Source organism: Rothia sp. HMSC058E10, assembly GCF_001809415.1.
Classification (GTDB): Bacteria; Actinomycetota; Actinomycetes; order Actinomycetales; family Micrococcaceae; genus Rothia; species Rothia dentocariosa.
Genome location: NZ_KV797642.1, coordinates 1 through 23,211, shown reverse-complemented (window position 1 = coordinate 23,211; position 23,211 = coordinate 1). Strand labels below are relative to the sequence as shown.

The window sequence follows — 23,211 nt, the reverse complement described above, 5'->3', positions numbered from 1 at the left end:
GGGGTGGTTACCAGAACTGGTAACCACCCCGCCTTAATGGTGCACTGATGCTACGTGCACAGCAGAGGTATCTAGCGATAATTCACGAACTGCAGATCAACGTCAAGATCTGCACCTTTAAGCAGTGAAATCACGCTCTGCAGATCATCACGAGACTTTGAGGACACACGTAGCTCATCGCCCTGAATCGTAGCCTTCACACCCTTAGGTCCTTCATCGCGGATCAGCTTGGAAATCTTCTTAGCCTGATCCTGTGCGATACCTTCCTTGATGGAGCATTCGATGCGGGTCTCTTTACCCGAAGCGTAGGGGTCGCCTGCGTCCAGGGACTTTAGCGAAATACCGCGCTTGACGAGCTTTGATTGGAAAACGTCGAGCACCGCGAGAGCTCGTTCTTGGGCGTTTGCCTTAATGAGAATCTTCTCGCCTGAGAAGTCGATCTCAGCACCGACACCGCGGAAATCGTAACGCTGCGAAACCTCTTTTTGTGCCTGGTGCAGGGCGTTGGCGACCTCTTGTTTATCAACTTTTGAGACAATATCGAAAGAAGATTCGCTTGCCATAAAACTATGTCCTTTCGTTGTGTTTGTGCGGAATACGACGGTATCTGTCCCTCATAGAATACCTGTTTTCTGTTGCGCTCACAGATAATTTTCAGGTTCATTGATGCATTTCTCAGCTGTTGTTAACCTTGAACATCCAGAATGGAAACATGGCTACACAATACTCGTCAACGACCGGCAGCGTGAATCGCGAAGAAGCTCGCGATGCTGAAACCCTGCTGTTCCTTGACCTCTACAGTTCGATTGGTTCTGAACCTGAGAACATCCCCGAGGCAGAGCGAGTGGATGCGGTTCAGAGCGAAGATTCTTCGGATGTTGTTGAGCCTCCTGCCTTCGAGGGAATCGGCTCAACGCTGACAGATCCCAAACTCGTTGCCCGCTTCGAGGGAGTGCGGCGCGATCTTGCTCGTGAGATTCGAAGCGAGATGTGCACAGTTGAACAGGCGCTACGCTATCTTGAGCATTTGGAAATTACGCTTCTGATGGAGCAGGACGGCGACCTGTAAACTCGCCTGAAAAATAGCCTCCGAAAACGAAAAACAGCCCAAAAAGTTGTATTCGTCACAAAGCTAGGCTCTGGCTTCACAAGTTCATTAAAAACCTGTACAGTAGTCTCTGTTCGCTTGAGCGAACTTCTAGCCTAGCTAGTTCGGCAGATTACCCGAGCGGCCAAAGGGGGCTGACTGTAAATCAGCTGGCACAGCCTACGGGGGTTCGAATCCCTCATCTGCCACCCTAAAAAGAACCCGGTTACTTCGGTAGCCGGGTTCTTTGCATCTGGCACCCTCGCACACCCGACAAAAATGCCCGCTCACGGCAAAAAAATAGGGTTTATGACGCGCTTTAAACTATTTATTAGTCTGTGAGTGAAAAATTAGCGCAATGTACGTGCAGGGTGTAGCGTTATCTCCATGGCTACTATTGAAATCACCCAGCAGAACCTTACCTCGACTGTCGAGGGTAACGATATCGTATTCCTCGATTTCTGGGCAGACTGGTGCGGTCCCTGCAAGCAGTTCGCTCCCGTCTACGAGGCAGCCTCCGAGAAGTACAGCGATATCGTCTTCGGCAAGGTGGATACCGAGGATCAGAGTCAGCTGGCACAGGCCGCAGGCATTACCTCCATTCCCACCATTATGGGTTTCCGCGGCGGTATTCTCGTCTTCTCCCAGCCCGGTGCGCTCAATGAGTCCCAGTTTGAGCAGGTGATTACTTCGATCCGCGAACTCGATATGGATAAGGTTCGTGAAGAAATGGCAACTGCAGAGCAGAACTAGCCATTTCATCATAGAGATAGTTAGGTGATAAACCCGCCCGGTGAAGGGTGGTTTATGCGTGTGGAGTCGGTACTTTTTACGGTACCGGCTCCACACGCATATTAAAAATCCCGGTAATCCGGAATACTGATACGCGCACCATACCTGGGTTTGCGAATGCCCGCCTCCTGAATAAGGCGCACAACCCGCTGCCGATGACCGGCGTAAGGGGCAAGCAGGCGAAGCATTCCGGCGTCGTCGGTGCGTTCTCCCGTAAAAGCAAACCCCACTGTATGCGCTAAGTGGTAGTCGCCCACGCTGACAGCATCCGGATGCCCGCAGAAACCTTGAAGAGCTTCCGCCACCGACCAGGGACCAACCCCCGGAATATCGTCGAGAGCCGCCGCAAGGTGTACGATACGACCGGTTGCCCCAAGGCGTTCGAGTGCATCGGCGCGTTGGGCAAAATGGTAAATCGCGCTGTATCGGGCGGAATCTAACCGCGCACGATGCCAATCCCATGAGGGAATTGTGCCTAGAACCTGAGCAGTAGGGTACACCCGCAGATGAGGAGGCTGTGCCGGATTGCCGCTGAAGGGCGCGGACTCGCCGTATCGCATGATAATCCAGCGCAGTGCGTCAAAAGCCTCCGGTTGGGTCACCCGCTGTTCTACGATCGCCGCTAACATATGCCGGGTAAGCTGCCCGGATGCGCTCAGCCGTAGCCCCGGATTCTCACGATAAGCACGCCGAATTTTTAGCGGCAGATGCTCAAAAGCGGGGAGCTTCGCAAACTCTTCTCGGGGATCGTGCAGGCCCAGCCACGCGGGCATAAGGGAGGCAAAGTCTTCAAGCTCGCTGTAGACCTGTTCGGTAGGGAATGCATCGTCGGATATAGCGGGGGAGGACTCCGCCCACAGGCAAACCTGAACCGGAGCATTCAGCGCAGAGGTTGCGCCCTCGAAACGGCGGGTAAAGTGCAGGGTCGCGGGCAGCTGCAGGGACGGCGTGCGCGCCCCGATCCACAGAGTATCGTCTGCCGCGTGTGAGCGCTCAGAACGCGGGGCACGCAGACGGTGAAAAGTCGGATCGGTCGGGCCGCGCTGTAAACGACCGAGTGTCTGTCCTACATGCACCGGAACGTACGGGTAAATAAGCGCCTGTATTCCTACCGTGATGCGCGCCGTCAGCGCCGAGGTGCGCATCGGTAAGCGGGAAAGCTCGATGCGGTATGCGGCATCAGGCACGGATTCGGTGGGCACAGCATCCTTAGCGTGTAGGGGAGAAAATATGCGCGTGAGATATATCTTGAGTTAACTGCGTAAAAAAGGCGCAGATCTCGGGATAACGTTTAATAATAGGATACCCTGAGTAGTAACTATATATTTCACAGGTGAGCGGGCGCACCGGCGACGTAGCGTAACTTAAGAACGTGTGTGCTTGCCACCGGGCACCAAACACAACAAACACGAGGAAAACGCATGGCGGCTGAGGTGAGTGCACCCGACTCGGAACCTACCGAGAAATCGGCGAAAACTTCTGCATCACAACATACCCGGGCACATCGTTCGGTGACCGCGGGCAGAGTGCTGGTGGCGATTATGCTCGCCCTAGCGGTTTTTGCCCTCTATTGCTATTACTCCGTTCAGCAGCTTAAGCACTGGATTACCCCTTCATGGGATCTTGCGATTTTCACGCAGATGGCGCAGGCATATTCGCATTTCGACATGCCAATTGTGCAGATTAAGGGGACCGATTTTAATCTGTGGGGCGATCATTTTCATCCTATTCTGGTGCTTTTAGGGCCTGTGTATGCGGTTTTCCCCTCGCCGCTGACGCTTCTAGTGGTCCAGAATTTTATGATTGCCGCCAGCGTCTATATGATGGTGCGGTTTACACAGCGGGCATGTGCCCTCTCAAGCGCCAAACCCGAACCCGCAGGAACTTTTGTGGGTGTTCTTCTGGGTGCTGCCTTCGCCCTCAGCTACGGGGTGCAGCAGGCGGTGGCTGCGCAGTTCCATGAGGTTGCGTTCGCTCTGCCGTTCTTGTGTGGGGCGCTGGGTAATCTGGTGCTTGCCGGTCGCATCAATGCTGATGAACGCTCCCGCTATATTATTCGTGCTTGTCTGTGGGCTGCCCCGCTTGCCTTCGTCAAAGAAGATATGGGCGTTACTGCCGCGATGATCGGTATTGTCGCATTCGTCCGCACTGGGTGGATACGCAAAGGGCTCGACGAGCTCTTCCCCCAGAATCCTGAGGATAAACCGCTGCCGCGGGGTGAGCGCATCCGCAACACCTTTAATTCCTGGGTTAAGACGCGGGGTGCCGCTGAATCAACCATGCTGATACTCTGGGGCCTCTTCTGGTCTTATGCCGCGGTTGCGCTTATTCTTCCGCTCTTTAACGCCAACGGGCAGTTCGATTACGGCGATAAGGTTGATGTATACGGCGCTTTCGCCGATCCGCTCGGTTCTGCGATCACCATCTTTAACTATGACCAGAAGGTCTGGACGATTCTGCTGCTGCTTTTCTGCGGCGCGATCATCTGGGTTGCGAGCCCGTTCGCTATCGTCATTCTGCCCACGCTTCTGTGGCGTCTGCTCTCAAATACGGAGGCGTACTGGCTGAGCACCTGGCACTACTCGCTCGTGCTGATGCCCGTGGCTTTCCTCGCTCTTCTAGAGGTTATCCTCAACTTGCGGTACGGGAAGGTGCTGGCGCATCCGAAGCCGCTTGCGGAAGACGAAGAATCAGAGGATGAACCGGCAGAAACCGGGGATCAACCCATCGGATGGGTCGAGAATCTGCGCCAGTCCGTCCGCCGTGTTCCGCTCTGGTTCTTCCCGGCGGTTGCGCTGCTGGTCTCGATTATTCCGACCGTTACACCCACGTCCGACCAGCCGCTTGCCGATTTGACCAAGTCTTCGTTCACCAGCAACCGGCTGACGGCCTCCGAAACGAGCCGTATGCAGGCTGTTGAGGCGGTACCGCAGGATGTAAGCGTTGCGGCAGACCTCTCGACCCTCACCCAACTTATTCCGGGGCGAACTGTCTACTGGATTGGGCATGCGGGAGAACCGGCGCCCGACTACGTGGTGATCGATAAGCGCGGCTCAGCGTGGGGAGGTAACCCGCCGCAAAACACCGCACAGTATGCTGCTGACCGTTATGGGCACCCCTATGCGCAGGTGGGTACTTACGGTTCCCTTGAGGTCGTGCGTAAAATATCTTAGGCGTACCCATCCCACCGCCCTGCGCGCTGCATTCCGCAAGCGCGCAGTAGTATGGGGAAATAGCCTTGCACATCCATGTTTCCATGACCTGAAGGGGCTATTTTGCTTAGAACCCGCGGCGAAAAACCGGGGTTTGCGCGCATCCGGCGCGTTGCCGCACCAAAGTAGGGTACACTTATAAAGACGGGTACCCCCGATACAGGTCTTGTGCGCCCCCAACCGGTCGAATCGGTTACTAACCTCATTCTTGGCGCCGAACTCAAAATCACCGAACTCAGTATGCTATGCCGCCTCGTGGCGTCAATACACATCGCACCTCATTCCAGATGTGCCGAGACTTGCGTGTCACCGAGAAATTCAAGACCAACCCCCAGCGTAGAGAAATCCTATCCCTGAGTGCCTCCGCCTTACCGGATGCCCGGGTTGCGTTGTCTTGCTCGCCCGCCTGATAATAAGGCGCGCAGAATGTGGCTGGAATGTGTAGGGGAATCCGAACGGCGCCGAAAAGCGTGCGCCCGAACACCCCAGCAAAATGAGGAAAAAGTGACTGAAAATATTCCTGCCGAGAACACCGAACAAGGCGCTACGCTCGGCAATACCGAAGAGACCTTATCTGTAGAAAAAACCGTTGAAGAATCTTCCCTAGAAACCGGTGAAAAACCCGCGAACGAAAAAGCAGACGCTGCAGAAAGCATGACAGCAGAGCCTAGAGAAGACAACGCGGCCACTAAGAAGAATACTGAAGACAATACTCACGAAAGCCACGAAGAAGAAGGCACCCGATTCACCGACCTGGGGCTAGACCCCCGAGTGCTCTCTGCACTCGAAGAAGTCGGCTACGAGAAACCTTCCCCCATCCAGGAACAGACCATCCCGCCGCTGCTCGACGGCAACGATGTGGTGGGTCTGGCGCAGACCGGTACCGGCAAAACCGCAGCCTTCGCGCTGCCCGCGCTCTCCCGCATGGCAGAACTTGCCGATATCAACGGCGTTTCCCGAGACACCCAGGTGCTTGTACTTGCCCCCACCCGTGAGCTCGCCCTGCAGGTTGCCGAGGCCTTCTCCTCCTACGCAACCCACATGGAAGACTTCACTGTGCTTCCCATCTACGGCGGCTCACCCTACGGACCCCAGCTTGCCGGACTGCGCCGCGGCGCACAGGTAGTCGTCGGCACCCCCGGGCGTGTGATCGACCACCTCGAAAAGGGCTCGCTCGACCTCTCAAACCTGCAATACCTGGTACTGGATGAGGCCGACGAAATGCTGCGCATGGGCTTCGCCGAAGACGTAGAAACCATTCTCGAAGGTACCCCGGACGCCAAACAGGTGGCACTCTTCTCAGCCACCATGCCCAACTCGATCCGCAAAATCGCTCAGCAATACCTCAACGACCCCACCGAGGTGCGCGTCAAAACCAAGACCACCACCGGGGCGAACATCCGCCAGCGCTACATGCAGGTCATGCACTCCCACAAACTTGACGCCATGACCCGCGTGCTCGAAGTCGAAAACTACGACGGCATTATCGTCTTCGTGCGCACCAAAAAAGAAACCGAAGAAGTAGCCGATAAACTCAAAGCACGCGGTTTCCAAGCGGCAGCTATTAACGGCGACATTCCCCAACAGCTGCGCGAACGCACCGTGGATGCGCTGCGCGACGGACGCATCGACATTCTCGTAGCAACCGACGTAGCCGCCCGCGGACTGGATGTTGAACGCATCTCCCTCGTGGTGAACTACGATATTCCGCACGACACCGAATCCTATGTGCACCGCATCGGGCGTACCGGTCGAGCCGGACGCGACGGCGAAGCGATACTCTTCGTAACTCCGCGCGAAAAATACATGCTGCGGCAGATCGAAAAGGCAACCCGTCAAAAGGTTGAGCCAATGCATATGCCCACCGCGCAAGACGTGAACAGCAGCCGTAAACAGCGCTTCGCCGAGCAGATCACCGAAACGATCGAAACGGAAGACCTAAACTTCTTCCGCAAGATCATCGAAGACTATGAAAACGAGCACGACACCACGGCAGAAGACATTGCCGCCGCGCTCGCCGTCATTGCACAGCAAGGTCGCGCCTTCTTCCTCGATGAAAACGACGATATTGCCCGTAAATCCCGCGCTTTCGCCGACGACACCAAGGACCGCGGCAAACGCGGGCCCAAGAAGGGGCGAAACCACAGCGACGAAGGCATGGTGAACTACAAACTCAACGTGGGCCGCGCCTCTCGGGTTAAAGCCTCTGCCATTGTGGGCGCGCTTGCAAACGAGGGCGGTATTAAGGGCTCACAGATCGGCTCGATCGATATTCGCCAGCACTTCACGATCGTGGGTCTTCCCGAAGACCTGCCCAAGGGTTTCTTCGATCGTCTGCGTGATACCAAGATTGCCGGTGAGTTCATCAACATCCGTAAGGATCGGGGACCTCAGGGAGGCGGTGGCCGCAGTTTCCGCCGCAACGATCGCCGCGATGGCGGGTTCCGGTCCCGTCGCGATGATCACCGTGGTGGTCGGGATGATCGCCGCGGAAAGTCACACGGTAAACGCTACTAGTCTGTGAAAGTTAGCCGTAAAATAAGGCGTTTCGTTATTTCATAAAAGCGGGATGCGCCCGCCGGTATTGTGGACGGAAAAACCGGTGGGCGCATCCGCGAATAAACGGTGTAAAAACGCCTATTTTTAGGGCTAAAACAAAGTGTCACAGAACACCTAACCCTTATTTGCGCGGGTGGTTTAGGATACTGTAAACTTTTATCTGTTGCCCCGATAGCTCAGTGGTAGAGCGCCATCTTGGTAAGATGGAGGTCCCGGGATCGATTCCCGGTCGGGGCTCTCGCATTGGCCTGCAAGGTTGATGTTCTGGCGGTGTAGCTCAGCTGGTTAGAGCGCACGACTCATAATCGTGAGGTCGACGGATCGAGCCCGTCCACCGCTACGCCCCGATAGCTCAGTGGTAGAGCGCCATCTTGGTAAGATGGAGGTCCCGGGATCGATTCCCGGTCGGGGCTCAGCTAAGCCTGTCTCGTATGAGGCAGGCTTTTTTGTTTGTGCCTTTCGGGTGGCTAAATGGGTCACACGTATCTAAGGGTGTTGGGTCTCTTCGGGTTCTGTCTGCCCGAAAAGCGCATTCTCAAGCTGGAAGGTCGAGTGGCTAATAGATACCTCGAAATGCTCGGATACGCAGGTTCGGGCTTGCCGCAAGATTTCCAGGGCCTCACCATTCGTGAAGCATTTATCGGCGATAACGATATGAGCGGTCAGTACGGGCAGACCCGTTGCTATGGTTGAGGCATGTATATCGTGAACCTCATGTACACCCGGCACGGTCAATATATGGCGACGCACTTCTTCAAGATCCAGCCCTTGGGGAGAGAACTCCATCAGTACACCGGTGGTCTCACGCATGAGCTTTGCCGCGCGAGGAACAATTAGCGCCGCAATGAATAAGCCCGCAATGGCATCGGCCTGCATGAAGCCGGTGAAGACTATAACGAGTGAAGAGACGATGACGCCCACGGAACCAAGTGCATCGTTGAGGACTTCAAGGAACGCAGCGCGCATATTAAAGTTCGCATCACGGCGCCCAGAAAGCACCATGATTCCGGCAATATTTGCCGCCAAACCAATGACGCCGAAGAGCAAAAGTTCGGAAGCCGGTACCTCTGGAGGCTCGAAGAGACGATGAATCCCTTCAAAGGCCGCATAAAGACCGACCGCCATCAGTAAGGTGGCTTGGGCGAGTGCTGCAAGAACTTCGATGCGTCGGAATCCCCAGGTTCGTTGTGCCGTTGCGGGCTTCAGCGCGAGAGTCGCCGCTATCAAAGCGACTAGCAGTCCGGAGGCATCGGTGAGCGCGTGCGCCGTATCGGTAAGAAGGGCGAGACTGCCCGTCATAAGAGATCCGACGAACTGGATTACGACAATCGCTGCAGCAAGCCCAAAGGCGAGTGCAATTCGCGGACGCAGGTCTGGGTTCTGGGAACGGGTGCGGGCAGAAGAATACTGGTCTTCCGAGCTCATGAGCGTACCTTTTGTTGTTCTGGCATGTCTTGGTGTGGGGAAGGGGCTTACCAATAATATATAAAAGTTATTTTATATATCTAGGGTAAAGCCTCATAAACCTTATGCCAAGACATGCCAGAAGTATGTGGTAAATCGCTCAGAAGAGGTGAGATAAATCCTCGTTAGTCTAATTGGTTTTCTGGAAAATCGGCAGCTCCGAAAGCAATTCGTAGCTTCGAATGCGGTCTTCAAACTCCCACGGCGTGCTCGTGATAATCACTTCGTCTGCACCGGTGCGGGCAACCAAATCTTCGAGCTTGCTCTGAACCGTTTGCGGGGAACCGACCACCGCCTCCTGAAGCATTGAGGAGATATGCCGTTTCTCGGCAGGACTCCACAGCTTTTCCATATCGTCGACTGGCGGAGAGAACTGCGGACGCCCGCGAATAATCCCCAGGGCGTGCTGTTGCGCAGTCGTGAAAAGATGCTGCGCCTGCTCATCCGTTTCGGCAACCAGCGACCCTGCACCCACAATAACGTAGGGTTTATCCAGGGTTTGCGACGGGGTGAAGTTATTGCGGTAGACATTGAGCGCATCCTGCAGGGCAGCCGGGGCGAAGTGTGAAGCAAACGAGAACGGCAGACCCAGCTTAGCCGCCAAAGAGGCCCCGAAAGTTGATGACCCCAGAATATAGAGCGGCACATTGGACCCTTGCCCGGGGATAGCGTGTACGCGGCGCATGGGGGAGGGCTCACCCAGATAGCGCTGAATCTCTTCTACCTCGGCGGGGAAATTCATGGCCGCAGAATTATCGCGACGAAGCGCCTGCGCGGTCATAGGGTCGGTACCGGGCGCACGACCCAAACCCAGATCAATGCGCCCGGGATGGAACGCCTCTAAGGTGCCAAACTGTTCTGCCACTACATAGGGGGCGTGGTTGGGGAGCATAATGCCGCCCGAACCCACCCGGATGCGCTCGGTTGCGGCGGCGAGCTCTGCCATCACCACGACCGTTGCCGACGACAGCAGCGAACCCGCGTTATGATGCTCGGCAACCCAGAAACGGTTGAACCCAAAACGCTCAGCCGCCTGCGCCGCCTGAACCGTCTTGCGCATGGTCTGCGCGTGAGAATCATCGGGGCGCGTGGGCATAAGATCAAGGACCGAGAACGGGATAGACATGATGGCTCCTTTCAGAACGAGAAAAAGTACCCTTTTAGTCTACGCTCCCTATGCTCATGGATACCTTTATGTTCGCGGTAAGCGGCGGCAGCTACGGTACCAACCCGATAGACTGGTGGGTATGAGTATTAACCCTGACATTGTGGGTCGCGTGTACCCCGCCGAGGGCACCTACGTCGTCGGTCGCGAGAAGATCCGGGAATTTGCCCGCGCCGTACACGCCGAAAACCCTCTGCATCATGACGTTGAGGCGGCACGCGCCGCAGGCTACGCAGACCTGATCGCCCCGCCCACCTTCGCTATCATCCTGTCCCAAGCTGCCGATGCCGCTCTGATTGGTGATAAATCTGCGGGCATCGATTTCTCTCGTGTGGTGCACGCCGACCAGCGCTTTACGCATCACCGTCCCATCGTGGCGGGGGACGAATTGCGCACCGAAGTTCATGTGGATTCCGTGCGTGTGATGGGTGTGGGCGCCATGCTCACCACCCGCGAAGAAATCACCGATGCCGACGGAAACCCCGTTACCACCTGTATTTCATCCCTGCTGGTACGCGCCGACGAGGAAGGCGAATAATGTCCGTAAACTTTGCAGAACTCGAAAAAGGGCAAGAGATCGGTTCCCGAACCGTCGAGATTTCGCGTGCATCACTGGTGCGGTATGCGGGCGCATCCGGTGACTTCAACCCGATTCATTGGAACGAGCGTTTTGCCCAGTCCGTGGGGCTTTCCGGCGTGATTGCGCATGGTATGCTCACGATGGGCACCGCCGTGCAGCTGGTGAGCGATTGGGCGGGCGATCCGGGTGCAATCGTGGACTACCAGACTCGCTTCACCAAGCCCGTACCGGTGCCGGATGCGCCCGGCGGCGACAACCCGGACACCCCCACGAATGCGCTGACGATTACCGGCAAGGTAGGCGCCGTGGATGAGGATGTGCGCACGGCTCGCATCGACCTTACCGTTACCGCTGACGACGGTGAAGGCAGGCAGCAGAAGGTTCTGATGAAGACTCAGGCCGTAGTGAAATTTGCCTAGGCTGCGCCTTGCAGTCGATACTCTGTGTGACTGTGCGTTGAGTTATGGCAGGTCCGCTCCGACTACGGGGCGGGCCTGCCATAAGGTTTAGCTGACCCTAACGGAATAAAACGTGACAGACCGGTATTCTTAAAGACATGACTGAAAAGCTGCTGAGTGAGATCACTACCGCCCAAGTTGGCGGACCTGCCCGCACATACATCCGCGCCACGACTGAAGCCGAGATTGTCGAGGCCGTTTCCTCCGCCGATGCTGCCAACGAACCCGTGCTGATCGTGGGTGGCGGCTCAAACCTGCTGGTTTCTGATGCCGGGTTTGACGGTACCGTTGTGCATATTGCATCCACCGGGGTTGAGGAGCTGCCCATTCCTGCGTGCGGTGGCGCGAATGTGCGCGTGCAGGCGGGTGCTGTGTGGGATGATTTCGTGCAGCTGAGCATTGAAAAAGAATGGTCCGGCCCGGCGGCACTGTCGGGTATTCCCGGGACCGTGGGCGCAACCCCCGTGCAGAATGTGGGCGCCTACGGGGTGGAGGTTAGCGAGTTCATTGCGTCCGTGCGCACCTGGGACCGCGAGACGGGAAAGTTCAAGACTTTTGCAAACGCCGATCTGCGTTTCGGCTACCGCGATTCAATTCTGAAGCAAAACATGGTGAACGGCTCGCCGCGCTATGTGGTGCTGACCGTGGATTTCCAGTTCACGCTCGGCAGCCTGTCTTCACCCATTAAGTATGGGGAACTGGCGAAGAGCCTGGGTGTGCAGGTGGGGAAGCGTGCCGAATCCGCGCTGGTGCGGGATAAGGTGCTGACGCTGCGTGCCTCCAAGGGGATGGTGCTGGATGCCTCCGACCGCGATACCTTCTCGACCGGCTCGTTCTTCACGAACCCGATTGTGCCGGTGTCTGTGCTTGATTCTTTGCCTGAGGATGCGCCGCGTTTCCCGGTAGTAACGCGCACCGGAGTGTTCGGAACCGAGCAGCAGGAGAGCGAGGAGCATGTGAAGCTCTCCGCCGCCTGGCTGATTCAGCACGCTGGGTTCGAGAAAGGCTTCGGGCTCGAAGGTGATTCGCGCGAGATTGCGGGCGGTCGCGCCTCGCTCTCGACCAAGCATACGCTGGCGATTACGAACCGCGGGGGCGCATCCGCTGAGGATATCTTCGCTATTGCCCGCGCTGTGCGCGCCGGTGTTGCCGAGAAATTCGGGGTTGAGCTGGTGCCCGAGCCGGTTGTGGTGAACGGGAAGATTTAGGACTCTTCAGCCTCTTATTCCCGCGAATACTCCCGCGAGCAGATAGGATTTTGACAAAAAGATAGCGCTCAGTTATCTGCTCATCGAAATCCTATCTGCTCGCGGTTTGTGGGGTCTGTAATTTTAGGAGTTTTCTTACCGTTCTCAGGGGCGCATCCTATTCTTGCAGATATATCGCTGCGTAAGGAGCTATCGTAATGACCGTGATGACCAATCAAGAGTTCAAGCAGAACGTCAGCCAAGCACAGAAAACGGCACAAACCGAACCAGTCATTATTACCAATCGGGGCGAACCCGCATACGTGCTCATGACCTATACCGAGTATGAGAAGACTTTGCAGTCTAAATCCGTTCGGAGTGGTTTAGACGCTTTGATGCCACTCGACGCCGCCGATATTGAATTAGAACTACAGCCGCGCAGCCGTGCCCAACGCCGTCCTGTGGATTTTGAGGATTAGTTGGCGGATTAAACGGATCACCCACCCCATACGAAACTCAAACTGTGATGTGGGTGGGGTGGCGTTGTTAATCCAGCAGGTCTAGAATCTTGTTGCAGGTTTTGGCGTTGCGCAGAGTCAGCTGGTTTGCGAAGGCTTTCTTTGACATGAACTTTCCGTACTGCGCTTTCTTGTAGTCGGGCGTGCTGTAGTTACCGAAGTAGACGGCGCAGGTTCCTACGTGAAGCACCTCGTCGGGAACATCCAGCGTTTCGAGCTCGGCGGCGAGTGCATCGCGATCAGCATCAATGGTGAAAAACATGGCGTCCAGGCGTGGCATGTCCTCGTTCCACCACTCGGGCAGGTTGCGCGCATCCTTGCGGTATTCGTCAGCGGTGAGAAGCGAGAATGGAATCTCAAAATCGTAATGCTCCGCCAGCAGCTCGGTGATCTCTTGTGCCACGGTGGTTTTATCCCGCGAGCTCACAAATAGCAGGTTCCCCGAGTTGATATAGCTTGTGACGTTCTCGTACCCCAGCGCAGTCAGCCGCTTCTTCAGCTCGGGCATCGACACCTTACGCAGCTTCCCCAGGTTGACGCTCCTGAGTAAAAGAATGTACTGCATATGCTATGACTCGCTCCTTGAGTCTGCGCTGAGCAGGGTAAAAATGTGGTCGAGGTGTTGTGTGACATCCGCTATCTGATGTTCCGACAGGCTCGGATAAAGTCGATGTATAGCTTGGCGAATGGCTTCATCGGGGTTTATAGACTTGATGTCTTGCAGTAGCTGAGGGCTTGCCTGAAGCGTCTTGCGGCGCTGATCTTGAGAGTCGGTACTGACCGTAACCGCACCTTCTGCGACCATGGCATTAACCATTGTCGAAACACGGCTCTGCGCTAGATGGGTGCGCTCTGCAACCTGGTTAATAGTCGTGTTGGGGTGCTGCACAATATCCTCAAATACCATCGCTTCACTCGGATGTACCGACATATGGGTAAGTGACCCAGCCGTGATAGTAATATCGCGCAGCATGCGTGCAAGTTGATACAGTTCCCCCAGAGTCATGATTCCAGTATAAAAGGTCGAGATTCAGGCATAAGTATATCTGCTAAGATATATCTGTGGAGATATAATTATGACGCTGATAGATATTTTGGTTTCTTGTGCCCTAATGATGTTGGTGCTACGGCAAATTAGAGGGCGAAAACTCACAATTTTTAGCCTCATCTGGCCAATACTTCTCGTCGGATGGGCTGTTATTGAATATATGACGGGCTTCCCCCTGCACAACAACGGGTGGATGCTCATCATTGGATGCATAACGATCGGGCTAATTCTCGGCGTGGCGTGCGGTATGACGACGGCAGTGTATACACAGAACCGCCAGATATATGCGCGTGCAGGCGGCTGGGCTGTCGTTTTCTGGCTGGTCGGGATGAGCGGACGTCTTGTTTTTGGCTTATATGCAGAACACGGTGGGGCGGAACAGATTTATCGATTTTCTCTCGACTGCTCCATTCCTCTGGATGCATGGGCCAGCGCCCTTATCATGATGGCTCTCTGCGAGGTTATGAGCCGCACCTTTGTACTAGCGTGGAAACTAATTCATGCACGCCAAGCTCTGCTTGCCACCACAACATGATGCTGCACTTAGCACATCTGGCCTTACTCTTTCGTAGCACCTGAAGCCTCGTAAAACCACGGCACCGCTGCATCGTCTTCATTCTCCTGTGGGGGTACGCCGGGGGCAACCGGAAGATGCGGAATCAGCAGATCCACCTCGTCGCGGCGCAGAATCTCGGGGTCGGTTACCGCAGGCACGAACCCGGGAACCCGATCCCAGCTCCAGTAGTAGAACTTCTCGGGCGAACTCCACGCGATCGTGCTGAACCCGCCCCTGGAATCCTCATCAAACTGATCTTTGACCCGCGCCTCATACAGGTACGGTGCCCGCTGACCGGTTGTCGGGTCCACCCCGTACCAGATGCGCGTGATGAGCGCCCGCAGCATGGCTTCACCCGTATTGACGTGCACCGACGAGACCTGGCCGTAATCATCGTAGAGAACCTTGCCTTCGCCCGGGGCGAGTACGGGCGGCTCGGTTCCTAGAGAATCCACAATATGCCCCACCAAGGCTTCAATATAGGCGCCGCGCCCGGGGACCTCATCGCGAAGCTCCCAGACCAGGTTTCCTTCCGCCTCTAGGGTCGCGACGGCGCACACCTCCCAGTCGGTGGCACGCCACGGGGTCAGATGCTCCGCCACAAACACCAAACGGTTATTCCAGCGGCGCATGACGAGCGTAAAATCTACGCCAAACCAGGGCCGCGCATGATTCAAGTTAGGCATAATCCCCGAGATGGGCATTAGCTCGGCGTAGGTATCGTGGTCGCCCTTCATGGAATCCCAATCGGGTTCGCAGGCATCCAGATACATTCTGAAGGGGGCGCTTTGCGGGCTTTGAATTAAAAACTCCCCGGAAACGAGCTTTTGCCACGGATACTGGGCACCACGAATATCCTCACCCTGCTGAACCGTCATAGGCCAGTGCGTAAAGACCGCACCATACTCTGAGGCGGGCGGGTAGGAACGGGCGGCTTGCCGGTAGGGTGCTGTCGGCAGATGGGGGAGTATGCGGCGCACATACTCGGGAATTTTTTCCCCGGTCTCTGGGGGATAGATAAGGGGATCGGTATGTTCGAATGTGTAGCGCGCATCCTCGGTCGGAACGCTCCACGCCAGCTGCGCCGGAGGGTGGCAGTAGCTCAAAACCGTTGCCCGGTAGTCGGTCGTCACGTCAAGGTATGTTCGAGAACTGCATTTGGTAACGTACGCTAGCCGAATAATATTGTCACCCTGGCGCATATGGTATGAATAGTAACACGTGTCTTCGTTCAGGTCTAGGAACTCACCGTCCTCAAGCGCCGTATGCTCAACGCTGAGGCTGCGGTACAGCGCCATGAAGACCGCCTCAATATAGACCGAACGCTGCGGGTCATCATCGTGCTGCTCCCAGTGAAAAGCGAAATTACGATCCACCCGGGCGCGCGCGTACGTGCGGTCAGAGGGCTCTTGCCAGGCCAGAAAAACGTGCGCCGTGAAGTAAAGATAATCCTCATCAGCTTTGAAACTAAACGTGATATTGCCTGAGAAATACGTGTACCGATGCACCAGTTCACCCCTAAACCGATGCGGGTTTTTGGGATCGAAAGGGTACGGGTTCAGCTCCGCCATCAGGTGAAATTCCGAACCGATATAGTGCAGCACCCCGGGTCCCAGATACTCAGCAGGATGCCTGCCTGCGACCGGTTCACCGTTCTCAAGCGGCGCGGGCGTGTGGGCAATTGGCCAGGGAATATAGGTGACTGCGGGGGTTTCTGCCATGCCGCGCTCCTTGAGGTTGATGTCTAGACTGTTCTATCTCACTTGAGATACGCACTGAGCCCCACCCTGTACACAATAATGAGGCGGCAACACACGATGTTTAGCCATCATAACGTATCGGCACCTGGAAATACGTCAACGCCTCATAGTGTGTCTGCGGCGTGCCCCGCAGATTATGCACCCTATGTCTTCTGCGACTCCACGAGCACCTGATAAACAAAGAAAAAAGCCGAGAAGGTGAGAGATTCCCACCTTCTCGGCACACTATGCTTCACATCATTCCTGTGTTGAAGGTTTTAGCAGCTAGAGCGATTTCCCGCGCTTTTCGGGCAGCGCGAAGGTAGTAACCGCCGCCAGAAGGAATGCCGCCGCGAAAACAGCGAACAGTACTCCGGTGCCGCCGAAAGAGATGAGCGGCGGAACGATAAGCGGCGCCAGAATCGAGGCGATGCGCCCCAGTCCGGCCGCCGTGCCGGTGCCGGTGCCGCGCAGCCGGGTGGGGAATACTTCTGGGCTAATGGCGTAGAGTGCGCCCCATGCGCCCAGGTTGAAGAACGAGAGGAAGCACCCACTGAGGATAATGTAGAAATCCGAATGTGAGAGGCCGTAGCATACCGCCGCGCCTGCTGAACCAGCCAAAAATACGGCGAGGGTGGCTCGGCGCCCCCACTTCTCAATCAGGTAGGCGGCCACTGCATAGCCGGGCAGCTGCGCCAAGGTCATAATCAGGGTAAACGCGAAGGACTTCACTAGGCTGAAACCCTGTGCGCTCAGCAGCGAGGGTATCCAGATAAACGCCCCGTAGTACGAGAGGTTAATGCAGAACCATACGGTACACAGCGCCAGCGTGCGTTTACGCAGTGGAGCCGACCAGATGGAGGTTGCCTCCTGGGCATCGTTGGCAGGGGTCTCAGGTGCATTGTCACGGTTGGTTTCATCCGCGTGAGCACGTGTGCTGAGGGCCGCAGAGCTCTCAAATTCGGCAACCACTCGTTCTGCCTCGTCAATGCGCCCTTTCGACTCTAAGAACCGCACGGATTCGGGTGTTCCCCAGCGAATAATCAGCGAATACAGTGCCGGAATCACGCCGATGGCAAGTGCCCACCGCCAGCCGTTTGGGTTCGGCACAACAAAGGTGCCGATAAGCGCCGCAAGAATCCATCCGAGTGCCCAAAACGCCTCTAAAATAACGACCACGCGACCGCGAATAGCGCGCGGCGAAAATTCCGACATCAGCGTGGATGCGACCGGCAGCTCAGCCCCGAGCCCCAGCCCCACAATAAACCGGAAAACCATCAAAACGGCTAGTGAACCGGCGAGTGCGGATGCGCCCGTCGCCAAACCGTAGATGAGTAGCGTTGCGGCGAAAACGTAGCGTCGTCCAAAACGGTCGGCGAGAAGCCCACCGACGGTGGCGCCCAGAGCCATACCTAAAAAGCCGATGGAGCCTAACCAGCTTGTTTCGGTGGGGGAGAGCGCCCACTGTTTGGTCAGTGCCGCCATGATGAAGGAGATAAGCCCAACATCCATGGCGTCGAGCGCCCAGCCGATACCGGTGACGCCCAAGAGCTTGGTGTGTTTCTTAGTAAAGGGGAGAGTTTCTAATCGTGCTGTCAGAGAGGTCTTTGCCATGAGGAGCCTAAGATAATGCGGAGGTAGTTACGAGGGTTAGGTACCTAAAGGGGAATTTTGTTCCCGTGTCTATAGTTTACATCAACATAAGGTAGTAATGACCTAAACATGTCATATAAGGTCTTAAACCCTCTGAGAGTCCCGGGAAATATAGTGTTCGCCCGCAGGCAGCACAGCACTGTCTAGCCGCGAGAACCTGGCGATACGCCCGAAAACGGCGCGAATACAGGCCATGCGGTCGTGATTTGTATCGACAATATCCCACGCTAGCAGAGGAGCCCGGGGTGTATTATCGGCATCTCGGGTGGAGGCAGGATGCGGTACCGCATCCTGCGAAACCTGACAGTGTGCCAGCACCTCATGGCCCACGGGCAGGCCATCACGTATCTAATACCGATTGGATATGCGGGGTAAGACCCGCAGTAACCTACGAGTGTCCCTGTGTATAGGCGGGCGCGGCGGGCAGATGCTCTAAGATGGCGCGCACATCGGCGGGGATCTTAGCGCCAATGACCGGATCAACAGTCAAAACGTTGTAGGCGTTGTGCCAGTAGCGTGCATCTTCTAGAGGGACGCTCCAGATGAGTCGGGCACTGGGATAGACGGTACCGCGTATAACAGCGCTGTAATCGGTTTCCGTGAGAACTCGCACGGGGTCATTCGTGTGTGCCTTAACATCAATCGCGCGAAGAACACGATCGCCGCAGCATAGGTGAGCGGAGTCCAGAATATTCCTCTCATTCATAAACTCCATATACTCGCCCTCGGCAAGAATGGGGGGCATCTTGAACATGCTTGCGTGAATGGTGTTGATAACGGTTTCGATAAATTCCATGCGCAAGGGGTCGGAATCGCGCAGAGTCCAGCTTAGGTTCAAATCTTTGTCAACAATTGCTACAGCATATTGATGGTCGCGATTTTGCCAAATAGTATCAGAGGATACCGCAAACTGTAATTCATCATGAAATGCTCGATAATAAAACTGTAAATCTTGTGCAATATAAATATTGCTAAAAATAAGATCGGCATAAAACTGGTATCCCGGGGGATATCCGGGTTTAAAAAGGGGAGGAACGATGTATAAATCAACGTAATTATCATCGCTCGTTTCAAGATGCAGTTTGCCGGGATGCAAATATTCTGCTGGATGCGCACCCGACTCTGGCTTTCCATCAACCAGGGGTCGGGCATGGGGAACCGGCCAGAGTGTAAATTCTGTTGTATAGGAAATTTTTTCCATGATTCTCTCTGCGTGTGTAGAGGTGCATTTCCTTAATATGAGGTAAAAGGTCTAAAAATAGAAGACATTGCCATATTGTTATCAAATATTTATAAACCTTGTCCGCTATTAAGGTGTTGTGATAACAATACTATAATCTTTTGGCGCCGCGATAGTGAGGGTGTCATAAAAGATATTTTTTACGATGTTAGGTTATCAGGGAGTTCCCAGGCGCGGGTGCTAGGCTGTTGATGTATCGTGTACGCACAGGTGAGAGCCGCCCTGAGAAGAGGTGATGTGTGAAAACCTTAGAGGATGAAGTTACAGAGAGTGAAACCAGCAAGTTTCACCTGTGGCTAGAGAAAAAGAAAGCTCGGATGCACGCTCACCCGGTGCTGAAACATCTCTACAAGCCTCTTGTGATTGCCGTAGGCGGCTTCTGTTTCATTGCCGGTCTGATTATGCTTGTCACACCTGGCCCCGGCTGGCTGTTTATCTTTATCGGTTTGGGAATCTGGGGAACCGAGTTCGCATGGGCGCATCGTCTGAATCAGCGACTCAAAAAGCTAGTGATTTCACTCTGGCACCGCTACGTAGCCTGGCGTGAAAAACGAAAAGCCCAGAAGGCTGCGCGTAAAGTATAGCCTGAAAGACGTACCTGTCTACTTTGAACCTGTGCCCCCGCATCCTGATTGAGGATGCGGGGGCAGACGTTTATCCGCTAGGTTCGGGGCAACCAGAAAGCTTATTCACCAAGAGGCGCGGGTACAGGCAACGTTTTGCTCATTCCCACGCATATCGTTCAAAGCTTGTGGGCTAGACTCAACATACGTAGGCGCGGAACCGTTCTTACGGCACCGCGCCCACGAATACTTTGAGAAGGCTACTTTAGAGCTTTCCAACCGCGATCTTGAGCATGCGGCGCACCGGCTCGGCGGCACCCCACAGCAGCTGGTCGCCCACCGTGAAAGCACTAATATACTGCGGGCCCATCGCCAACTTGCGGATGCGCCCCACCGGAATATTCAGCGAGCCGGAAGCGGCAACCGGAGTCAGACCCTCCATCGTGGCGTCCTTAGTATTCGGCACCACCTGGGCCCACTGGTTATCTTCAGCGATAATACGCTCAATCTCGGCAACCGGCAGGTCGTCGGTCAGCTTCATCGTGAGCGCCTGAGAATGCGAACGCATGGCCGCGATACGCACACACAAACCGTCCATAATCACACGGTTATCGCCCTCAAGACCCAAAATTTTATTGGTCTCGGCATCAGACTTCCATTCCTCGCGGGACTGCCCATTGCCCAGGTCAGAGTCAATCCACGGGATTAGCGAGCCGGAAAGCGGAACCCCGAACTGCGCGGTATCAAGGTCACCCGAACGCTGCTTAGCGAGCACCTTACGGTCGATCTCCAGGATCGCCGCTGCCGGATCGTTAAGCTCGGCAGACACCTCATTGCCGAGGTCGCGGAACTGCCCCAGAACCTCGCGCATATGACGGGCGCCGCCCCCTGAAGCCGCCTGATAGGTCATCGAGGTGGTCCATTCCACCAGACCCTGTTTGAAGAGACCACCCAGCCCCATGAGCAGGCATGAGACGGTGCAGTTGCCGCCAATAAAATCTTTCACACCGGATTCGAGCCCGCGGTCAATCACATCACGGTTAATGGGGTCGAGCACGATAATGGCATCATTGTTCATGCGCAGGGCAGAAGCGGCATCAATCCACAGCCCCTCCCAGCCGGACTCGCGCAGCTTCGGGTGAACCTCTTTCGTGTAGTCACCGCCCTGTGCGGTCACAATAATCTTATGCTGGTGAAGCTCATTCAGATCGTACGCATCCTTCAGCGTAGAAGGTTCAAGCGTGCCGTCGAAGGTGGGGGCTTCACCGCCCACATTGGAGGTTGTGAAAAAAACGGGAGGAATATCGTTGAAATCGTTCTCTTCAAGCATGCGCTTCATCAACACGGAACCAACCATGCCGCGCCAACCTACAAAACCTACTGAGTCACCGGGATTAAAATTCATAATTTCTAGTCTACCCCGTGTGCCACATATCGCGTGGAACAGCGTCATAACCCCTAGTCAGTATGGGAAAAGACCAGGTGAAGTGTGAGGAGCGTGATGAGCTGTGGTGTAAGACGTTGCGAGGTGAACGAATGTACCTCAGACAAACGAGACTACACTTTGCCGTTCGCACAGGCGAACGTTGTTGTAGGGAATTTCCGCGCCAGGTACATCAGAGGCGGGCTAGGGTCTGAAATGAATAATACATGGGATTTTTCCCGCCCGAAGCATCCAGCAGGTAGCCGCGCTCGCTCTTCTCCCAAGCGCTTTCACCCAGGATGCGCCATCGCGCCGATTCGTCCGCAGCCATAAATCCTTCTACCGCGAGTTCGGGGGCGTAGGTATCACCCGTAATCTCGTTACCTTCCTGACAATAGAAGAAGGTGCGTTCGATAATCTCGACGCGACCAAAGGAAGGTAAATCCTCGCGGGAAAGCGCCTCCGCATAGACGGAGCCGCCGCCAATGATCCAGGCAGTAACTCGCTGATGTGCCGCATCTGGGTGCTGGGTAGTGTTGGGCGTTAAAGGTGTGTTGCCCGCGAGGGTGAGAGCCGCATCCAGCGACGGAACCCAAAGCGCGCCATCGCCTTTAAGAGGCGCGGCTGAATCGCTCGTAATACTGCGGCTGATGACGATATTGGTGCGCTCAGGCAACGGTCGAAAACGCGGTGGAAAAGACTCCCAGGTGCGCCGCCCCATGATGACGGGCTTACCCATGGTGACGGTTTTGAAATGCGCAAGGTCTTCGGGGGCACGCCAGGGCATGGTGCCGTCGCGCCCAATAATACCCGCATCGGTCTGCGCCCAAATAGCGCCGAGGCACGGTTGTGCGGGGGAGGGGGATTCATCTTCACGCATCGATTGTCCTAAACCGCGATGGGGGCAGAAATCCCCGGATGATGCTTATAATCGATGAGCTCAAAGTCTTCATACTCGTAATCAAAAATAGAAGGTTTCTTCGTTTTGATAACGAGTTTGGGGTACGGGTAGGGCTCACGCGGGGGATAGGGATTACCCTCGGGGTCGTTGCCGTAACCGAGCTGCTTTTTCACCTGTTCCAGGTGGTTGGAGTAGATATGACAGTCGCCGCCTGTCCATATGAACTCGCCGGGTTCCATACCGACCTCGTGGGCGATCAGGTAGGTCAGCAGGGCGTAGGAGGCGATATTGAAGGGTACACCCAAGAACATGTCGGCGCTGCGCTGGTACAGCTGGCACGATAGTTCCTTCACACCGTCAGGGCGCTCGTGCACGTAAAACTGGAACATGGCGTGGCAGGGCGGCAGTGCCATCTCATCAACCTCGGCGGGGTTCCATGCCGAGACAATGTGGCGGCGTGACGACGGGTTCGTTTTGAGAGATTCGATCACTTTCGCGATTTGGTCGATGGTGCCGCCGTCGGGGGTGGGCCAGGAGCGCCACTGCACCCCGTAGACCGGACCGAGGTCACCATTTTCGTCAGCCCATTCATCCCATATAGTCACGCCGCGTTCCTGCAGCCAACGTATGTTTGAGGAGCCGCGCAGGAACCACAGAAGCTCGACCGCTACCGATTTGAAGTGCACACGCTTGGTAGTAATCAGGGGGAAAGAGTTACGCAGATCGAAGCGCATCTGCCGCCCAAATACGCCGAACGTGCCGGTGCCCGTACGGTCTTTGCGCTGAGCATCGGCGGCAATAGCATCACGGTTCTCATCAAGAATTTCGCGCAGCAGATCCTCATAGGGGGTTGGGATGCTCTGCTGACCAGAGGCGTGATGCGCGGGCGTACTCATGGTGACTTGACTCCTGGGCGTAGATTTTTTAGTCAAAATTCTATTGTACGAGGGGAGGACAGAAAAGAGGCACCTGCAAGCTAGGTGCGAAATATATGGTTAAGATATAGAAACGTATAGCGCTAATTATTTTTGTGCTGCCAGCTCCTAACGACTTTATGGCGATACTC

At 55.5% G+C, this 23,211-nt stretch carries 23 protein-coding genes and 4 tRNA genes; 14 read left to right on the top strand and 13 right to left on the bottom strand.

Annotation, left to right across the window (positions count from 1 at the left end; translation table 11 throughout):
* Positions 1 to 71 precede the first annotated feature (71 nt).
* The gene (locus HMPREF2609_RS09195) at positions 72 to 563 is read right to left on the bottom strand and encodes a YajQ family cyclic di-GMP-binding protein (protein WP_048753676.1); all 492 of its coding nucleotides are present in this window, start codon (positions 561 to 563) and stop codon (positions 72 to 74) included.
* Positions 564 to 712: 149 nt separating this feature from the next.
* Here HMPREF2609_RS09195 and HMPREF2609_RS09190 point away from each other — a divergent pair, with 149 nt between their 5' ends.
* From HMPREF2609_RS09190 to HMPREF2609_RS09180, 3 genes are all read left to right on the top strand, one after another.
* Positions 713 to 1,069, top strand: a complete 357-nt coding sequence (locus tag HMPREF2609_RS09190; protein WP_004005392.1) for a hypothetical protein — start codon at positions 713 to 715, stop codon at positions 1,067 to 1,069.
* 145 nt (positions 1,070 to 1,214) lie between these two features.
* Positions 1,215 to 1,296 (top strand) — tRNA-Tyr (locus HMPREF2609_RS09185).
* A gap of 178 nt (positions 1,297 to 1,474) precedes the next feature.
* Positions 1,475 to 1,840, top strand: a complete 366-nt coding sequence (locus tag HMPREF2609_RS09180; RefSeq protein ID WP_004005389.1) for a thioredoxin family protein — start codon at positions 1,475 to 1,477, stop codon at positions 1,838 to 1,840.
* A 101-nt stretch (positions 1,841 to 1,941) separates the two neighbouring features.
* Here the strand turns inward: HMPREF2609_RS09180 and HMPREF2609_RS09175 are convergent, their stop codons facing one another.
* Complete coding sequence (locus tag HMPREF2609_RS09175) at positions 1,942 to 3,081, bottom strand: DNA-3-methyladenine glycosylase family protein (RefSeq protein ID WP_246825633.1); 1,140 nt, start codon at positions 3,079 to 3,081, stop codon at positions 1,942 to 1,944.
* 219 nt (positions 3,082 to 3,300) lie between these two features.
* On the opposite strand from HMPREF2609_RS09175, the gene HMPREF2609_RS09170 reads away from it, so the two are divergent.
* The 5 genes from HMPREF2609_RS09170 (at position 3,301) to HMPREF2609_RS09150 (ending at position 8,063) form a co-directional block, all read left to right on the top strand.
* Complete coding sequence (locus HMPREF2609_RS09170) at positions 3,301 to 5,052, top strand: DUF2079 domain-containing protein (RefSeq protein WP_070536508.1); 1,752 nt, start codon at positions 3,301 to 3,303, stop codon at positions 5,050 to 5,052.
* A 465-nt stretch (positions 5,053 to 5,517) separates the two neighbouring features.
* Entirely contained in the window at positions 5,518 to 7,608 is a 2,091-nt protein-coding gene (locus HMPREF2609_RS09165; protein WP_048753681.1) for a DEAD/DEAH box helicase, read from the top strand.
* A gap of 207 nt (positions 7,609 to 7,815) precedes the next feature.
* A tRNA-Thr gene (locus HMPREF2609_RS09160) sits at positions 7,816 to 7,887 on the top strand.
* A 29-nt stretch (positions 7,888 to 7,916) separates the two neighbouring features.
* Positions 7,917 to 7,990, top strand: a tRNA-Met gene (locus HMPREF2609_RS09155).
* Position 7,991: 1 nt separating this feature from the next.
* A tRNA-Thr gene (locus tag HMPREF2609_RS09150) sits at positions 7,992 to 8,063 on the top strand.
* Between the two features lie 73 nt (positions 8,064 to 8,136).
* Here the strand turns inward: HMPREF2609_RS09150 and HMPREF2609_RS09145 are convergent.
* Positions 8,137 to 9,075 (bottom strand): cation diffusion facilitator family transporter, encoded by a 939-nt coding sequence (locus HMPREF2609_RS09145; RefSeq protein WP_004005385.1) that lies wholly within the window; start codon positions 9,073 to 9,075, stop codon positions 8,137 to 8,139.
* 169 nt (positions 9,076 to 9,244) lie between these two features.
* Positions 9,245 to 10,240 carry an LLM class flavin-dependent oxidoreductase gene (locus HMPREF2609_RS09140; protein ID WP_048753197.1) on the bottom strand — a complete coding sequence of 332 codons (996 nt, stop codon included), beginning with the start codon at positions 10,238 to 10,240 and terminating at the stop codon, positions 9,245 to 9,247.
* Between the two features lie 121 nt (positions 10,241 to 10,361).
* Here HMPREF2609_RS09140 and HMPREF2609_RS09135 point away from each other — a divergent pair, with 121 nt between their 5' ends.
* The 4 genes from HMPREF2609_RS09135 to HMPREF2609_RS09120 all read left to right on the top strand — a co-directional run bounded on the left by HMPREF2609_RS09135 (position 10,362) and on the right by HMPREF2609_RS09120 (position 12,983).
* Positions 10,362 to 10,817 carry a MaoC family dehydratase N-terminal domain-containing protein gene (locus HMPREF2609_RS09135; RefSeq protein ID WP_070536506.1) on the top strand — a complete coding sequence of 152 codons (456 nt, stop codon included), beginning with the start codon at positions 10,362 to 10,364 and terminating at the stop codon, positions 10,815 to 10,817.
* A complete protein-coding gene (locus HMPREF2609_RS09130; RefSeq protein WP_070536504.1) occupies positions 10,817 to 11,278 on the top strand; it encodes a MaoC family dehydratase in 462 nt (153 codons plus the stop codon). Before HMPREF2609_RS09135 ends, HMPREF2609_RS09130 begins: the two co-directional genes overlap by 1 nt.
* A gap of 137 nt (positions 11,279 to 11,415) precedes the next feature.
* Positions 11,416 to 12,525: a UDP-N-acetylmuramate dehydrogenase gene (locus tag HMPREF2609_RS09125; RefSeq protein ID WP_070536502.1), complete on the top strand. Its 1,110-nt coding sequence runs from the start codon at positions 11,416 to 11,418 to the stop codon at positions 12,523 to 12,525.
* A 197-nt stretch (positions 12,526 to 12,722) separates the two neighbouring features.
* Positions 12,723 to 12,983 carry a type II toxin-antitoxin system Phd/YefM family antitoxin gene (locus HMPREF2609_RS09120; RefSeq protein WP_023133167.1) on the top strand — a complete coding sequence of 87 codons (261 nt, stop codon included), beginning with the start codon at positions 12,723 to 12,725 and terminating at the stop codon, positions 12,981 to 12,983.
* 67 nt (positions 12,984 to 13,050) lie between these two features.
* Here HMPREF2609_RS09120 and HMPREF2609_RS09115 read toward each other — a convergent pair whose 3' ends face one another.
* Positions 13,051 to 13,587, bottom strand: coding sequence for a DUF1697 domain-containing protein (locus tag HMPREF2609_RS09115; protein ID WP_048752576.1), 537 nt, complete (start codon positions 13,585 to 13,587; stop codon positions 13,051 to 13,053).
* Between the two features lie 3 nt (positions 13,588 to 13,590).
* On the bottom strand, positions 13,591 to 14,028 hold the full coding sequence (locus HMPREF2609_RS09110; RefSeq protein WP_048752574.1) for a MarR family winged helix-turn-helix transcriptional regulator: 438 nt from the start codon (positions 14,026 to 14,028) through the stop codon (positions 13,591 to 13,593).
* Positions 14,029 to 14,230: 202 nt separating this feature from the next.
* Here HMPREF2609_RS09110 and HMPREF2609_RS09105 point away from each other — a divergent pair, with 202 nt between their 5' ends.
* Positions 14,231 to 14,605 (top strand): DUF1453 domain-containing protein, encoded by a 375-nt coding sequence (locus tag HMPREF2609_RS09105; protein WP_070536553.1) that lies wholly within the window; start codon positions 14,231 to 14,233, stop codon positions 14,603 to 14,605.
* A gap of 23 nt (positions 14,606 to 14,628) precedes the next feature.
* Here HMPREF2609_RS09105 and HMPREF2609_RS09100 read toward each other — a convergent pair whose 3' ends face one another.
* From HMPREF2609_RS09100 to HMPREF2609_RS09085, 4 genes are all read right to left on the bottom strand, one after another.
* Positions 14,629 to 16,347, bottom strand: coding sequence for a hypothetical protein (locus tag HMPREF2609_RS09100; RefSeq protein ID WP_070536500.1), 1,719 nt, complete (start codon positions 16,345 to 16,347; stop codon positions 14,629 to 14,631).
* A gap of 303 nt (positions 16,348 to 16,650) precedes the next feature.
* A complete protein-coding gene (locus HMPREF2609_RS09095; protein WP_070536498.1) occupies positions 16,651 to 17,979 on the bottom strand; it encodes an MFS transporter in 1,329 nt (442 codons plus the stop codon).
* A 123-nt stretch (positions 17,980 to 18,102) separates the two neighbouring features.
* Entirely contained in the window at positions 18,103 to 18,336 is a 234-nt protein-coding gene (locus HMPREF2609_RS09090; RefSeq protein ID WP_246825632.1) for a hypothetical protein, read from the bottom strand.
* 70 nt (positions 18,337 to 18,406) lie between these two features.
* Positions 18,407 to 19,219 (bottom strand): hypothetical protein, encoded by an 813-nt coding sequence (locus tag HMPREF2609_RS09085; RefSeq protein WP_004005367.1) that lies wholly within the window; start codon positions 19,217 to 19,219, stop codon positions 18,407 to 18,409.
* Positions 19,220 to 19,497: 278 nt separating this feature from the next.
* Here HMPREF2609_RS09085 and HMPREF2609_RS09080 point away from each other — a divergent pair, with 278 nt between their 5' ends.
* On the top strand, positions 19,498 to 19,842 hold the full coding sequence (locus tag HMPREF2609_RS09080) for a PGPGW domain-containing protein (RefSeq protein WP_048778376.1): 345 nt from the start codon (positions 19,498 to 19,500) through the stop codon (positions 19,840 to 19,842).
* Positions 19,843 to 20,086: 244 nt separating this feature from the next.
* On the opposite strand, the gene asd is transcribed toward HMPREF2609_RS09080, so the two are convergent.
* The 3 genes from asd to HMPREF2609_RS09065 all read right to left on the bottom strand — a co-directional run bounded on the left by asd (position 20,087) and on the right by HMPREF2609_RS09065 (position 23,041).
* Positions 20,087 to 21,226, bottom strand: coding sequence for an aspartate-semialdehyde dehydrogenase (gene asd / locus HMPREF2609_RS09075; RefSeq protein ID WP_070536494.1), 1,140 nt, complete (start codon positions 21,224 to 21,226; stop codon positions 20,087 to 20,089).
* A 211-nt stretch (positions 21,227 to 21,437) separates the two neighbouring features.
* Positions 21,438 to 22,124, bottom strand: coding sequence for a dihydrofolate reductase (locus HMPREF2609_RS09070; RefSeq protein WP_070536492.1), 687 nt, complete (start codon positions 22,122 to 22,124; stop codon positions 21,438 to 21,440).
* An 8-nt stretch (positions 22,125 to 22,132) separates the two neighbouring features.
* The gene (locus tag HMPREF2609_RS09065) at positions 22,133 to 23,041 is read right to left on the bottom strand and encodes a thymidylate synthase (protein WP_048778371.1); all 909 of its coding nucleotides are present in this window, start codon (positions 23,039 to 23,041) and stop codon (positions 22,133 to 22,135) included.
* Positions 23,042 to 23,211: the final 170 nt, after the last annotated feature.